13 protein-coding genes are annotated in these 13,497 nt (G+C 47.3%); 7 read left to right on the top strand and 6 right to left on the bottom strand.

The features are described 5' to 3' along the window. Positions 1-148: 148 nt before the first annotated feature. Entirely contained in the window at positions 149-823 is a 675-nt protein-coding gene (gene radC / locus ORJ00_RS08405; RefSeq protein ID WP_306125766.1) for a RadC family protein, read from the bottom strand. Between the two features lie 82 nt (positions 824-905). On the opposite strand from radC, the gene coaBC reads away from it, so the two are divergent. The 3 genes from coaBC (at position 906) to slmA (ending at position 3,374) form a co-directional block, all read left to right on the top strand. Further along, positions 906-2,117 carry a bifunctional phosphopantothenoylcysteine decarboxylase/phosphopantothenate--cysteine ligase CoaBC gene (coaBC, locus tag ORJ00_RS08400; RefSeq protein WP_306139556.1) on the top strand — a complete coding sequence of 404 codons (1,212 nt, stop codon included), beginning with the start codon at positions 906-908 and terminating at the stop codon, positions 2,115-2,117. Between the two features lie 28 nt (positions 2,118-2,145). Continuing rightward, positions 2,146-2,604: a dUTP diphosphatase gene (gene dut, locus ORJ00_RS08395; RefSeq protein WP_027670423.1), complete on the top strand. Its 459-nt coding sequence runs from the start codon at positions 2,146-2,148 to the stop codon at positions 2,602-2,604. Positions 2,605-2,780: 176 nt separating this feature from the next. Next, positions 2,781-3,374, top strand: coding sequence for a nucleoid occlusion factor SlmA (gene slmA / locus ORJ00_RS08390; protein WP_305973815.1), 594 nt, complete (start codon positions 2,781-2,783; stop codon positions 3,372-3,374). Positions 3,375-3,380: 6 nt separating this feature from the next. Here slmA and ORJ00_RS08385 read toward each other — a convergent pair whose 3' ends face one another. The 3 genes from ORJ00_RS08385 to rph all read right to left on the bottom strand — a co-directional run bounded on the left by ORJ00_RS08385 (position 3,381) and on the right by rph (position 5,477). Continuing rightward, a complete protein-coding gene (locus ORJ00_RS08385; RefSeq protein ID WP_027670421.1) occupies positions 3,381-3,752 on the bottom strand; it encodes a diacylglycerol kinase in 372 nt (123 codons plus the stop codon). Positions 3,753-4,065: 313 nt separating this feature from the next. Next, positions 4,066-4,713, bottom strand: coding sequence for an orotate phosphoribosyltransferase (pyrE, locus tag ORJ00_RS08380; RefSeq protein WP_306139554.1), 648 nt, complete (start codon positions 4,711-4,713; stop codon positions 4,066-4,068). 50 nt (positions 4,714-4,763) lie between these two features. Continuing rightward, positions 4,764-5,477, bottom strand: coding sequence for a ribonuclease PH (gene rph, locus ORJ00_RS08375; RefSeq protein WP_027670419.1), 714 nt, complete (start codon positions 5,475-5,477; stop codon positions 4,764-4,766). A 141-nt stretch (positions 5,478-5,618) separates the two neighbouring features. Here rph and ORJ00_RS08370 point away from each other — a divergent pair, with 141 nt between their 5' ends. After that, a complete protein-coding gene (locus ORJ00_RS08370) occupies positions 5,619-6,479 on the top strand; it encodes a YicC/YloC family endoribonuclease (RefSeq protein WP_027670418.1) in 861 nt (286 codons plus the stop codon). 161 nt (positions 6,480-6,640) lie between these two features. Here the strand turns inward: ORJ00_RS08370 and ORJ00_RS08365 are convergent, their stop codons facing one another. Continuing rightward, on the bottom strand, positions 6,641-6,988 hold the full coding sequence (locus tag ORJ00_RS08365) for a hypothetical protein (protein ID WP_027670410.1): 348 nt from the start codon (positions 6,986-6,988) through the stop codon (positions 6,641-6,643). Between the two features lie 319 nt (positions 6,989-7,307). Here ORJ00_RS08365 and ORJ00_RS08360 point away from each other — a divergent pair, with 319 nt between their 5' ends. The 3 genes from ORJ00_RS08360 to ORJ00_RS08350 are packed head-to-tail and all read left to right on the top strand — an operon-like array spanning position 7,308 to position 10,964. After that, complete coding sequence (locus tag ORJ00_RS08360; RefSeq protein ID WP_306139553.1) at positions 7,308-9,146, top strand: serine hydrolase domain-containing protein; 1,839 nt, start codon at positions 7,308-7,310, stop codon at positions 9,144-9,146. Between the two features lie 52 nt (positions 9,147-9,198). Further along, the gene (locus ORJ00_RS08355) at positions 9,199-10,254 is read left to right on the top strand and encodes a sensor histidine kinase (RefSeq protein ID WP_306139551.1); all 1,056 of its coding nucleotides are present in this window, start codon (positions 9,199-9,201) and stop codon (positions 10,252-10,254) included. Next, positions 10,251-10,964 (top strand): LytR/AlgR family response regulator transcription factor, encoded by a 714-nt coding sequence (locus tag ORJ00_RS08350; protein ID WP_027670408.1) that lies wholly within the window; start codon positions 10,251-10,253, stop codon positions 10,962-10,964. Before ORJ00_RS08355 ends, ORJ00_RS08350 begins: the two co-directional genes overlap by 4 nt. A 47-nt stretch (positions 10,965-11,011) precedes the next feature. Here ORJ00_RS08350 and ORJ00_RS08345 read toward each other — a convergent pair whose 3' ends face one another. Next, positions 11,012-13,444 carry a TonB-dependent receptor domain-containing protein gene (locus ORJ00_RS08345; protein ID WP_027670407.1) on the bottom strand — a complete coding sequence of 811 codons (2,433 nt, stop codon included), beginning with the start codon at positions 13,442-13,444 and terminating at the stop codon, positions 11,012-11,014. Positions 13,445-13,497: the final 53 nt, after the last annotated feature.

The following is a 13,497-nucleotide window of genomic DNA, read 5'->3' as shown; positions in this document are numbered from 1 at the left end:
AATTACATCAGCTCGAGCTGTCATCACCCTTCCGGCCAAGAAGGTTGCCCCAAAACAAGAGGGCGCAATTTATACACGAATTAAGCCCGCTATTCAAGCGAAATCTTTCTCCGCGCGCAAGGATCTGAACGGGATCTTGTCCCGCTCATCACAGCCAGCCACGTTCAGCAAAGGAGATCACATCGGCATCGCCAACAATAAAATGATCTAATACTTTGATATCTACCAACATTAATGCCTGAACTAATCGTTCAGTAATTGCTTTGTCAGCCCTACTGGGCTCGGCAACGCCTGATGGATGATTGTGTGCCAAAATCACAGCGGCTGCATTATGCGCTAACGCCTGCTGAACTACAATACGTGGATACACCGGACTGGCGTCTATTGTTCCACTAAACAATGGCTCGGCTTTAATAAGTCGATGTTGGCTGTCTAGATACAGCAACAAAAACACTTCGCGCTGCTCACCACTTATCGCATGTTGCAGATAGCGCTTTACGGCTGCAGGTTCGGTAAATACCGTTTCACGCTGCATCTGCTGCTGCAAGTAACGTTTACTCAGTTCCAACACAGCTTGCAGCTGCACAAATTTGGCCTCACCTAATCCTTTGGCTGAACAAAAGTCAGCCTGACTGGCGCCCAATAAGTGTCGTAGTGAGCCAAATTGGCTTAAAAGTTGCCGCGCCAGTGTTACCGCATCAGTGCCAGCAATACCGGTACGCAAAAAGATAGCCAGTAGCTCGGCATCAGACAACGCCATCGCACCTCTGTCGAGCAGTTTCTCCCGCGGCCGTTCCGATGCCGGCCAGTGCCTAATGCTCATGTAAATCCTCCCTGAATTGATGCTGAATTTGTGTTTCCATGCTATCTTATCGCCAGTTTTTTCCGGTTCTGGTTACTCTGTTATGCAGCAAACGCTTGCACAAAAACGCATTTTACTTGGTATCAGTGGCGGTATTGCCGCTTATAAAAGTGCTGATTTAGTTCGCCGGTTAAAAGAGCGCGGCGCTGACGTTCGCGTGATCTTAACCGACGCCGCCCAGCACTTTATTACACCACTAACGCTGCAAGCACTGTCCGGCAACCCGGTTAGCACCAGCTTGCTTGACCCAGCTGCAGAAGCCGCCATGGGTCATATTGAGTTGGCTAAATGGGCTGATATGGTGCTGATAGCCCCTGCCAGCGCCGATGTGATTGCCCGACTGGCACATGGTTTAGCCAACGATTTACTTACCACTTGTGTACTTGCCACTGCAGCACCGGTAGCTGTTGCACCGGCAATGAACCAGCAGATGTATAAAAACATAGCCACCCAACAGAATTTAGCCAAGCTTAATTCATATAATTTTTACATTTATGGCCCTGGCTCTGGCGAACAAGCTTGTGGCGATGTCGGTGCAGGCCGTATGTTAGAAGCGCTAGAGCTAGTTAGCGCAGTAGAAAACCACTTTATAGCACAACACCAATTTAATAACATAAAAATCACAATTACCGCCGGTCCAACACGCGAAGCCATTGATCCAGTGCGCTATATCTCCAACCACAGCTCCGGAAAAATGGGCTTTGCGTTAGCGGCCGCCGCTGCCGCTATGGGCGCGGATGTCACACTAATTACTGGCCCGGTTACGCTGGCAACACCAGCGGGTGTTACTCGCATTGACGTAACAACGGCAGAACAAATGCATGCTGCTGCGCTTAAACACGCTGAGTTAAGCCAGGTATTTATTGGTTGCGCTGCAGTAGCAGATTACCGTGTCGCTGACATAGCGACACAAAAAATGAAAAAAACTACCGATGACAGCATTAACCTTACGCTGATTAAAAACCCAGATATTATTGCTGACGTAGCGGGCCTAAGCCGCAACCGGCCTTTTACCGTAGGGTTTGCCGCTGAAACACAAAATGTCGTGCACTATGCTAAAGACAAACTCATTCGTAAAAAACTCGATCTGATCTGTGCCAACGACGTATCTACTAACGAATTAGGTTTTAACAGCGATAACAATGCCATTACCCTTATTAGCGCCGTAGACGAAAAAACGCTGCCATTGCAGTCGAAAACCGAGCTTGCGAAAGCCATTTTGCTCCATATTTACCTGCAGTTTTCTGCGAAATAATTGCTAACTAACAAGAGCTAAGCCGTAAATGAAAAAAGCCATTGATTTAAAGATCCTCGACCCACGTATTGGCACTGAATTTCCGTTACCTGAATACGCCACACCTGGCTCAGCAGGTTTGGATTTACGTGCCTGTCTGGATGCTGAACTGCAATTAGCACCCGGCCAGACGGTATTGATCCCCACCGGTTTATCGATATTTATTGGTGATGCCAACCTCTGTGCCACCATTTTACCGCGCTCAGGTCTTGGCCATAAACACGGCATTGTGCTGGGTAATTTAGTCGGTTTAATTGACTCGGATTACCAGGGTCCGTTAATGGTATCAATGTGGAACCGCGGCAACGAAAGCTTCACCATACAACCGGGAGATCGTATTGCACAGCTGGTGTTTATGCCGGTAGTGCAGGCTGAATTTACTATTGTTGACAGCTTCGAGCAAACAGCGCGCGGCGAAGGCGGTTTTGGCCATTCCGGCAAAGCATAATTAGTATAAAGCACCGTTTTACCTAGCGCCGAAGGCCGGTGTACTTATGCAGCAGCGGCATGGATGCCGCGGAGCCTGAGAGGGAACAGGGATGTGATCCTTGAAGGCGGCGAAATAAGTATTTCCGGCTGCAGGCGCCTGCACCAGACTCTAAGTTATTTTTTACAGGACACGCAATGCCGGCACCACGCAGTACAAACCGCAAAGAAGATATTTTGCAAGCCCTAGCCGCTATGCTGCAAAGTAATAACGGCCAGCGTATTACCACGGCAGCACTGGCAGAAAAAGTCGGTGTTTCTGAGGCCGCGCTGTACCGGCATTTCCCCAGCAAAGCGCGGATGTTTGAAGGCTTAATTGAGTTTATTGAAAATACGCTGTTATCACGTATCAATGTCATTCTGGAAGAGCATAAAGATACCCAAAGCCGCACTGAGCTTATTTTACAATTGGTATTGGTGTTTGCAGAACGTAATCCGGGGATATGCCGCATTTTGACTGGTGACGCTTTACAAGGCGAGCAAGAACGCCTGCAGGAACGCGTTGCACAGCTATTTGAAAAACTGGAAACCCAGCTTAAGCAATGTTTACGCGAGCGCAAGCTACGTGAAGGCAAAGGCTTTAGTATCGACGAGGGTGAACTAGCCAACCTGCTGCTGGCGGTTGTAGAAGGCAAGCTAAGCCAGTTTGTTCGCTCCGGTTTTAGCCGACTACCAACCCAACACTGGCAAAGTCAGTGGCAATTATTACAGCAAACCTTGTTTGCTGTATAACCCGGTTTAAGCAAAGCGCTCGTAGAGCGCACTGCCCCATATCAAGGCCACAATAACCAGACTAACAAAAACTGCTGCAGAACCCATATCCTTGGCGCGGCCTGACAACTCATGCCGCTCCAGGCCTACACGGTCGGTAAGCGATTCAATAGCAGAATTAAGTAACTCCACCACCAGCACCAAACACCATACACTCACTAATAAAGCGAATTGGCTCACTGACGTTGCCAACAGCGCTGCCAATGGCACAGAAATAATGGCCAGTACCGTTTCCTGACGAAACGCAGATTCATGCTTCCAGCTTGCACTAAAACCTTGCATCGAACATTTCGCTGCTTTAAGTACCCGCCCAATGCCGCTGCCATTTGGTTTTTGCATCTTGACTGCCCTTCGATAAATTTCGATAAAAATCTGAACTTAACATCTGAAGGTTGGAACCTCGATGCGCAGCCACAGAGTGTCTGAGTCTTGCCGTAGGCAAAAGACGAGTTGCTGTGGCGAGCACAGCGAGTGTTGCAACCTTCGCATCCAACGCCGAAGTACAGCAAAATGTCAGGAAATGCTTTCTGCACCACCTTCAAGGATCACATCCCTGTGCCCTTTCAGCCTGCGAGGCATCCATGCCGCTGTTACGAAAGCACACCTGACACTTTGCTATCTGGTTTCTTTGAAACTTAAATAGTTACAACTTTTAAGCATTAACACCATACTGGGCGCGATACGCCTTCACCGCATCCAGATGCTGTGCCATATCCGGCTTATCCGCTAAATAGCTGATTAAATCCGGCAGGCTAATAATCGAAATGACCTTGGTATTAAAATCGCGCTCTACTTCCTGAATCGCCGACAACTCACCCTGGCCACGTTCCTGCCTATCCAGTGCAATTAGCACACCGGTAAGCTCTGCGCCCTGCGCCTGAATTAACTGCATCGACTCGCGAATCGCGGTACCGGCAGTGATGACATCATCAACCAGCATAATGCGGCCTTTTAGCGGCGAACCCACCAAATTGCCACCTTCACCATGCGTTTTCGCCTCTTTACGGTTAAAGCAGTAAGGCACATCAAGGTTATAGTGATCCGCCAATGCCACCGCCGTAGTAGTAGCAATAGGAATACCCTTGTACGCCGGGCCAAACAGCACATCAAATTCTAATGCCGCATCGTGCAGCGCAGCAGCATAAAACCGGCCCAACTTCGCTAAGTCGCTACCGGTATTAAACAAACCTGCATTAAAAAAATACGGGCTGGTACGGCCAGACTTTAGCGTAAAGCTGCCAAACTTAAGTACCTGGCGCGACAACGCGAATTCAATAAAATCAATTTGAAATTGTTTCATAGCCTGTTCTTTACCTTTAAAGATTATTACCTCAGCACCTTAAAACAGTCTTAAGCCAGTACGCGTTTTTGTTCGTCGATAATTTCGCGAATCGCATGCTTGCCTAAATCCATCATCTGCTGCATTTCTTCAAAGCTAAATGGTGCCTCTTCTGCCGTGCCCTGAATTTCAATGATCTTACCCGTTTCGGTCATCACAATATTCATATCGGTTTCTGCATTTGAATCTTCAGCGTAATCTAAATCGGCCACTGCGGTGCCTTTGTAAATACCTACTGAAACAGCCGCCACCATAAAATTAAGCGGGTTAGTTTTAATCGTGCCTTTAGCACGCATATGGTTAAGTGCATCCACTAACGCCACACAAGCACCAGTAATAGACGCGGTGCGCGTGCCGCCATCGGCCTGAATAACATCACAGTCGATAGTAATGGTGTTTTCACCCAGCAGTTTTAAATCTACAGCGGTACGCAGTGCACGGCCAATTAAGCGCTGAATTTCCATCGTACGGCCACCTTGCTTACCACGTGCCGCTTCACGGTCATTACGGGTGTGAGTTGCGCGTGGCAACATACCGTATTCTGCCGTTACCCAGCCTTTGCCCTGGCCTTTCATAAAACGCGGTACACCTTCAACCACGCTGGCGGTACAAATTACTTTGGTGTTGCCAAACTCAACCAATACTGAGCCTTCAGCATGAGCAGTAAATTGACGGGTAAAAGTAAGGGGACGGATCTGACTGGCGGTTCTGCCACTTGGACGCATAGCTGCACTCCTGAAATTAACAATGGCCGACATTATACGCTATGAATTTCTAAATGCACGTAGGCGGCCAAAGCGAGCAATTCGCCAAAAAGCCTTAGCCTCGGGTATACTCTGGTTTTATTTGTCGCCAGAGAATTCATTATGATCCACAGCATGACCGCCTTCGCCCGTCACGAAACCAAAGCCAGCTGGGGCACTGCCCAGTGGGAAATCCGTTCGGTTAACCAACGTTACCTTGAATCGTATTTTCGTTTACCTGAGCAATTTCGTGGCTTAGAAAGCATTTTGCGCGACAAGCTGCGCAGCAACTTGCAGCGCGGAAAAATTGAAGTAAACCTGCGCTACCATGCCAACCAAGCCGCGGGCGAACTAAGCATGAATGCTGAGTTTGCCGAGCAATTATTACAAAAAGCCCAGCAGCTGCTGCAAAAAGCCCCGCAAGCGCAGCTAAATATTGCCGACATTCTGCGCTGGCCTGGTGTAATGGAAAGCCAAAGCGAAGACTTAGACGCCATGCAAGGTGAATTACTCGCCGGGTTTGACGCCGCCATGCAGGATTTTCTCGCCGGCCGTGGCCGCGAAGGCAACGCCATAGAAGAAATGATTCAACAGCGCTTAACTGCCATTGGCGAACAAGTCGCGTTTGTGCGCGGCCATTTACCGCAAGCCATGCAGTGGCAGCGCGACCGCATTTTACACCGTTTAAACGACATTAAAGCCGACATCGACCACGGCCGCTTAGAGCAAGAAATGGCATTTTTAGCGTCAAAATCTGACGTAGCAGAAGAGCTGGACCGTTTAGATGCGCACATCAAAGAAACCCGCCACACATTGAAAAAAGGCGGCGCCTGCGGCCGACGGTTAGATTTTATGATGCAGGAATTTAACCGCGAAGCGAACACACTGTCGTCTAAAGCCATCAGCACCGACATCACCAATGCGGCGGTAGAGCTGAAGGTGCTGATAGAGCAGATGCGCGAGCAGATCCAAAACGTGGAATAGCTTTAAACTCTCTTGATTAGCGCTTCTAGAGCAACAATATCGACTGAATGGATTTTTTAAATCGAAAGCTCTGCCACTGGCAGAGTCTCAGTGAAGAGACGAGCATAAGTTAAAGGGGAGTTAAGCACACTTATTCGGCTTAACTCATACCACTTTTCAGCTCAACTGGCATTTTTGTAAGCTGACAACGAAATACTGCCATCGCTAAGCCATTCAACCACTAGCTGACCATTATCGAGTAGCAAGCGCCCTTCCCGATTTGGCCGAATCCGTTGCCGCTTGCGCTGTTCAACCAAGGTATCAAGTAATTCCAAAATAGCACTTTTTACCCCTGACTTTCTCAGCATCATGTTATCAGCTTCGGCTAATTGCCATGCAGTAGCAGTTAGCATGTGTGATTCAGCTTCGGCTAAAAATATAATGCTGCCACTGAGTTGTTGCAATTGAGGGTAGTTATGACGCAGGGCTTCCAGGCTCTGCTGTTCAAGCAGGATTACATCATTATCCATAGCATTTCTCCTTAGGCTCTGTTTCAGTGTAGCCAGATTATTGGCTCATAACAGCTCTGAACAGTGAGAATATTTTTGATGTATACGCTTAAGATACAGATAACGGATTTCATATTTGTGGCAATAATCGCAGCAACAGCTTATCCAATACTAGATACAAGCATTTTCGCACACCTAAAACACACGAAAACGCTTTAGAACAGGTGCATGTGCTTTACCGCTCATCAGCTGTTACAACCAATCATGTAATTTTTCTGACTTTCCCCTTCATGTTATCGATGATGTCGCTACATCAACAAGAAACAGCAAGGGATATACCATGAAGAATAAAATACTAACTGCGATGACATTGCTTGGCGGCATAGTTAGCAGTGCATTATTTGCCAACCCAGTACCGTTAGATTTCAATCAATTAACCACGCAACTGGAAACCAAGTTTGCCGATTTGAACGTACTGGGGGCGCAGGTTGCGGTATTTGACGATAAAAACATCCTCTGGCAAAACCACTTTGGCTTCGCTGACAGCGCAAAACAAACGCCAGTATCGGATAACACCTTATTTCGTGCTGGTTCAACAACCAAAACCTTTGTTGGCTTAGCCATTATGCAGTTGGTGAATCAAGGTAAATTTACCTTGCAAGATGACGTGCTGCAACTCGAGCCACGGTTACTGATTAACAACGCTTGGCAAAACACGGATCCCGTGCGGGTTATTCACTTGCTGGAACACACAGCCGGGTTAGACGACATGCATTTTCGCAATTTCTACAATGTAAGCGAACCGGATATAACTATTCTAGATGCCGTGAACCGTGATGCTGCATCGCTGCGCGTGCGCTGGCAGCCCGGAAGCCGCCATGCGTATAGTAATCCGGGGTATGGGATTTTGGGCCATTTAATCGAACTCTACTCTGGCCAAAGCTTTGAACATTATATCACTGAGCATGTGCTGTTACCGCTGGGTATTACTCAGTGCCATCTTAACTCATCAAACATACCTGAGGCAGATCTTAGTGCAGGCTTTGTCGATGGCGAAGCTGTTGCCTTTAGACAAATTTATTTACGCTCGGCCGGAAACTTACATTGTACTGCGGCAGGATTAGCACAACTAGGGTCTTGGTTATTAAGCCGGGGACAAACCGACAGCGTGCCTTATGTTAACCCACAGACTATTCAACAGATGGAACAACCAGAGTCGACCTTAGCCGCCAAACAGGGCTTAGCGTATGGCTATGCTAAAGCCATATACCATGCCACTCGCAATGGGCGTGAATGGCTGGGACATAATGGCGGCATTGACGGATTTTTAACCTCGTATGCTTATAACCGTGATCTCAACCTGGGCTATGTCGTGATGATAAACAGCAGTAGTGCCAGCATGAGACAAATTGTAGACACGATTACACAGTTACTAGCACAGAATGCGCCATTGCCCGATGCAACGCTGTTACCTATCGATTTGGAGAATTTGGACGGCTACTATCGTGTCAGCAATGAGCGTAATCAAATCTTTGCCGGTATTAGCTTTAGCACTGCGGTGGCTAAACTAACCACCTCTGGCAGTACCTTAGTGGTCGCGCCACTGCTTGGTGATGCCAGCGAATATGTCTACCTTGGCCAGGGACAGTTTGCTAAAGCGGGTGAGGGCTTTGCCAAAGTTAGCGTTATTGGTAATACCGTAGAGGGTTTTGCTATCGATTTAGACGGTGACTACTTAATAAAAACGTCCTTCTTAAGTGCATGGTTACCGCTTATTATGCTGGGCTTTATCTTCAGCGTATTTTTACTAACCCTATGCTATGCACCCGTATGGTGTATTAATGCCTTGCGCGGCAAGTTAATATCACGTCAGCAGCTTTGGCTGCGGTTGATGCCATTACTGACAGTGTTATGTCTGGTGGCCGTTATCAGCGCATTATTTAATCTGTCGTTGTTTGAAACTGCCTATATAAACTGGCAAACGCTGACAATCTATATTGGCAGCCTGGCATTTGCCATTAGCAGTGCCATTGCACTGTGGCTGGTAATGCGTGCGCTTAAAACCGAATCCTCGTGTTTTGCTCGCTACTTCACTGTTGTCAGTGTTATTTCTGCCAATTTTCTTGCAGTCTACTGTTATCATTTTGATTATCTCGGCTTAGCACTGTGGCAGTGGTAAGCTATTGAAAACAGGAAGGCAATTCATGCCTTCCTCTTTATTAGGGCACACTATGAAGATGCACCTGAATCGTTACTGGAAATGCCAACTGATTGGCTGGTTAATTGCCGCCACAGCCAATTTTTTACTTCAGCTGTTGCGACCTGACGTCAATGTGCTAGAGCAGCTACTCACCAATCTGTTTTTTATTGTGTTAGGCATACTGAGTACTCACAGTTTACGCTGGTGCTACCGCACGCTGCAGGTTATTGATATGCCGCTGCTACAGATGGGCATACCGATTATGGGCTTATCTTTATTGGCTACCTCAGCAGTCATTTTTTGCATGTTCAGCGTAATAAACCTTGTTATGCCAGACGGCCCGTCGTTATTTAATATCAACACCATTTTGGGCAATGTCGTCGGTATTTATCCGCTAATGTTGATTTGGAGTTGCCTGTATCTTGGTAGCCAATATTTGCGCCGCTGGCGTCAATCTGAAGTGGATAAACTCGCTCTGGCCAATGCGTTAAAAGATGCACAGTTAAATACCCTGATTGGTCAAATTAACCCACATTTTATGTTTAACGCGTTAAATAACATCCGGGCATTAATGTTAGAAGACGTGCCTAAAGCCAGAGATAGCATGACGCTGCTGGCGAAGGTTTTACGTTATGGCCTCACCGCACCGAAACAAAATTTTGTTTCACTGCAAAGCGAGTTAGATACCGTGAACGACTTTGTTGCGCTGGCGAAAATTCAATATGAACAACGTTTACAGTGGCATCTTGATATCGCTGTTGACGCACAGCGCTATCAAGTACCCCCTATGATGATTCAAATGTTAGTTGAAAATGCCATCAAGCATGGTATTGCCACGGTTAAACATGGCGGTGAATTAACGCTGCATATTCAACTGGAACAACAGCAGCTGTTAATACAGGTCATTAACCCCGGACAGCTAAAGCGGGCACCCTACGCTGAAGAATCTACCCAACTGGGCCTGAACAATATTAGCCAACGGCTTGCGTTACTCTTTAGCGATGAGGCTAGTTTCCGTTTATGTGAAACACAAGGTTGTGTTATCGCGGAATTACGCATCCCTTGTATAGTAGAGGAAGCACCATGACCACTGCCATGATTGTTGAAGACTCCAGGCTCGCCCGCGTAGAGCTAAAAAATCTGTTGTTGCAACACCACGACATTACGTTGTTGGGTGAATATGAAGAGCCTGACATGGCTATTCAGGCAATAGAGCAACAACAGCCAGAGGTGTTATTTCTGGATATTCAATTGCCGGGCAAAAATGGTTTTGAATTACTTGATGCACTGAGTTATCAACCTGCGGTGATATTTACCACCGCCTATGATCACTATGCGGTGAGATCGTTTGAATACGATGCCCTCGACTATCTGCTTAAACCTATAGAGCCTGCCCGTTTAGCTCAAGCATTACAGCGCGTGCAGCATAGGCGAGACAATACTGCTCCGGCAAACTCTAAATTAGAGGCTAACAGCTCCGTTTTTGTCAAAGACGGCGAGCAGTGCTGGATGCTAGAGCTTAGCAGGGTTGTGCACTTTACCAGTGTCGGTAATTACACTGAAGTTCACTTTGATGGCCACCGGCCACTGATTCATAAATCGCTTAACCAATTGGAAGCCCGCTTGCCAGAGCACTTATTCTTTCGGGCGAATCGTCAGCAAATTATTAATATAAAAAAAATTGCCAGCATCGATTTAACCATCGCAGGCAACCTTGAACTTGTTTTGTGTGATGCCAGCAATGTAGAAGTATCACGCCGGCATAGCGCCCGCTTTAAACAACTGCTTAGTCTTTGACACAAAAAAGGGCGCCAAGGCGCCCCAAAGGAGTTTAGTGTTAAGCATTAAAACTTATATGCCAAACCAAGCGATACACTGCGGCCATTAATAGTGCGCGCACGTATAATACCGTTAGCCGGCACCGAGCCTTCCTCTGATTCTGTTAAACCAATTTCATCAAACACGTTATTGATGTTTAACGACACGGTAAGGTTTTCCACCAAATCGTAACTGGCGAAGGCATTAAACTGGGTGTAGCCGTCGAACTTAAGATCATTATTGTCTTGCGCATAAGCGCCGGTTGATCCCGTAACACTTACCCCTACCTGAGCTTGTTCAAAGAAGTAGCGCGCTAATAGGTTATAAATAAAGTCGGCCTGACGACGTGGTGTATTACCCACCACTTCTGGTGCTAACGCATCTTTATCAATTTCAGCATCAGTCCAGGTTACAGACCCTCGCATATCAAAGTCGCCAATGCGGTAGCTGCTTTCCAGTTCAATACCACGAGCCGTGTAGGCACGGTCAAAGAAACGCTGGCTGGTGGCTTCAAAATTTTGCTCTTCAGTTTCAGCAAAAAACAGCGTAGCAAACAGGTTTAGATTGCCGTGACGACTTTTACTACCCAGCTCATACTGGGTTACTTCATCAATGGAGTCTTCTTTTGCCACACTGCCATCGGCATTCACCTTACCGAACAACAAACGGTCTGCATTGGCACGGCCACCTTTACTAATGCGGCCAAACATCGCCCAGTCTTTAGTAAACTGATAGTTGGCGCCAAACGAGTACGAATTGTACCCCCAGTCATAATTAACAATACTGGCATTGGCGTTATCAATGCCGACAACATTTTGCTCTACCTGACTAATAACACCATCGCCATTCATGTCGAGGCTACTTTGGACGGCACCAGCATAGGTACCCGATGCACTACCAATGTCACGCCGGATGCTGGCATCCAGCGAGAGTGCCTCATAAGCCCAACTTACGCTGGCATAAGGGGCTTTAATGCTGTATTCGGTGTCATAGTTACGCTGACAGCAGTTCCCCCAAAATGGCACGCCATAAGCGGTTAAGCCTTGCTCAGTAAACGCGGTACCATCAGACGCAGTTACGTCAAGCAGTTCAGCGTTGTTGCCTTTTAATGCCATGAAATAAGAATTCCACAACCATGACATACTGATGTTTTGGTCGGCTACGTAGTAGCCCACATTCACGTCAACATCACCAAAACGACGCGACAGTTTTAAATCGTTAACGATAGAGCCGAAGTCATTTAATTCAACATCAAAAGTATGAATACGCATGGCGTTTTCAGCGGTGTAAGCATCACCGGCATTAGGGCCTACCGCATAGGTAATATTGGCACCGGCGCCAGCAATACTGTCAGCTATATCCTGTGCATTACCCACTTCCGCCGGAAATAACGTAATAAAATTCCCGCTAATATCACTCACCCGAAAACGGTTTTCCAAGGTCCAGCCTTCAGATAAATCGAATACCGCTTCTACACCAACGCTATTCACTACCGGGTTCATACCATCGCGAATATCCCCGCGTGACAGTTGGTTGTCGCCATTTAAACGCACGGTTTGAGTTAGATAAGCCGATTGCAAGGTATCAGAACCGGCATCATAACCGGGCACCGAACTACCATCGGCATACATTGGCATTGGCATATAACTGGCGGCTTTGTCATTTAAGTGTTTAAAGTACAGCCGTACATAACCAGAATTAAACTCTTTGGTGAGATTCGCTTTAATTTGAAAGCCTTTCTCACCCTGGTAGCCGGGATCCCGCACGCCCTCGCCCTGACGAACAAAGCCACCTACATGAAAACGCATATCGCTGTTAATATCACCACCGTAATCAAAGTCGGTGCGAAAGCTGTCGTAATCCAACCCGGTAGTAAACGCAATACTACCGCCATTTTCAAGCCCGGTTTTACTAACAAAGTTAATCACACCACCCGGTGAATTACTGGCTGCCGTACTGGCTGAGCCACCGCGGATCACGTCTAAGCGTGACAAGCTGGCATCGGCACGAACAAAAATGTCGGCATTACCAAAGGCGATGTCGCCAAACTGCAGTACAGGCAAACCATCTTCTTGCAGAGTTAAAAATTTTGCACCACCAGAAGCTACCGGTAAGCCGCGTACCGCAATGTTTGCGTTACCTTCACCACCAGTAGACTCACTGCGCACGCCCGGTAACATGCGAAATATTTCCGCCGTGCTGCGCGGGGTGGCAATAGCAATATCGTCAGTCGTTAAGCTACTTACCGACACACTTGACTGCATTACCGTTTGGTTGCGTGATACCGCACCTGTTACCACAATACGCTCAAAGCCTAAACCGGCATTTTCGTTATTCGCATCTGTGCTGCTATCAGCAGGTTGCTCTGCAGGTGTTTGCTGGGCAAAAACCGTTGTGCTGCCTAAAGCCAAACTCACTGCCAACGCAACAGTACAGCGTGTTAAAGTATGCTTTTTCATTGCCTATCTCCCGTGTTGAAGTCGCGATCTATTCTTTTGATAGTCTGCAAATC

Origin of the sequence: Rheinheimera baltica, assembly GCF_030731985.1 — a bacterium.
GTDB lineage: Bacteria > Pseudomonadota > Gammaproteobacteria > Enterobacterales > Alteromonadaceae > Alishewanella > Alishewanella baltica.
This window is presented reverse-complemented; position numbering and strand designations above follow the sequence as displayed.

Excerpts from the sequence above, each read along its gene's own strand:
- radC (WP_306125766.1), bottom strand. The coding sequence starts at position 823 with ATGAGCATTAGGCACTGGCCGGCATCGGAACGGCCGCGGGAGAAACTG.
- coaBC (WP_306139556.1), top strand. The coding sequence starts at position 906 with ATGCAGCAAACGCTTGCACAAAAACGCATTTTACTTGGTATCAGTGGC.
- dut (WP_027670423.1), top strand. The coding sequence starts at position 2,146 with ATGAAAAAAGCCATTGATTTAAAGATCCTCGACCCACGTATTGGCACT.
- slmA (WP_305973815.1), top strand. The coding sequence starts at position 2,781 with ATGCCGGCACCACGCAGTACAAACCGCAAAGAAGATATTTTGCAAGCC.
- ORJ00_RS08385 (WP_027670421.1), bottom strand. The coding sequence starts at position 3,752 with ATGCAAAAACCAAATGGCAGCGGCATTGGGCGGGTACTTAAAGCAGCG.
- pyrE (WP_306139554.1), bottom strand. The coding sequence starts at position 4,713 with ATGAAACAATTTCAAATTGATTTTATTGAATTCGCGTTGTCGCGCCAG.
- rph (WP_027670419.1), bottom strand. The coding sequence starts at position 5,477 with ATGCGTCCAAGTGGCAGAACCGCCAGTCAGATCCGTCCCCTTACTTTT.
- ORJ00_RS08370 (WP_027670418.1), top strand. The coding sequence starts at position 5,619 with ATGATCCACAGCATGACCGCCTTCGCCCGTCACGAAACCAAAGCCAGC.
- ORJ00_RS08365 (WP_027670410.1), bottom strand. The coding sequence starts at position 6,988 with ATGGATAATGATGTAATCCTGCTTGAACAGCAGAGCCTGGAAGCCCTG.
- ORJ00_RS08360 (WP_306139553.1), top strand. The coding sequence starts at position 7,308 with ATGAAGAATAAAATACTAACTGCGATGACATTGCTTGGCGGCATAGTT.
- ORJ00_RS08355 (WP_306139551.1), top strand. The coding sequence starts at position 9,199 with ATGAAGATGCACCTGAATCGTTACTGGAAATGCCAACTGATTGGCTGG.
- ORJ00_RS08350 (WP_027670408.1), top strand. The coding sequence starts at position 10,251 with ATGACCACTGCCATGATTGTTGAAGACTCCAGGCTCGCCCGCGTAGAG.
- ORJ00_RS08345 (WP_027670407.1), bottom strand. The coding sequence starts at position 13,444 with ATGAAAAAGCATACTTTAACACGCTGTACTGTTGCGTTGGCAGTGAGT.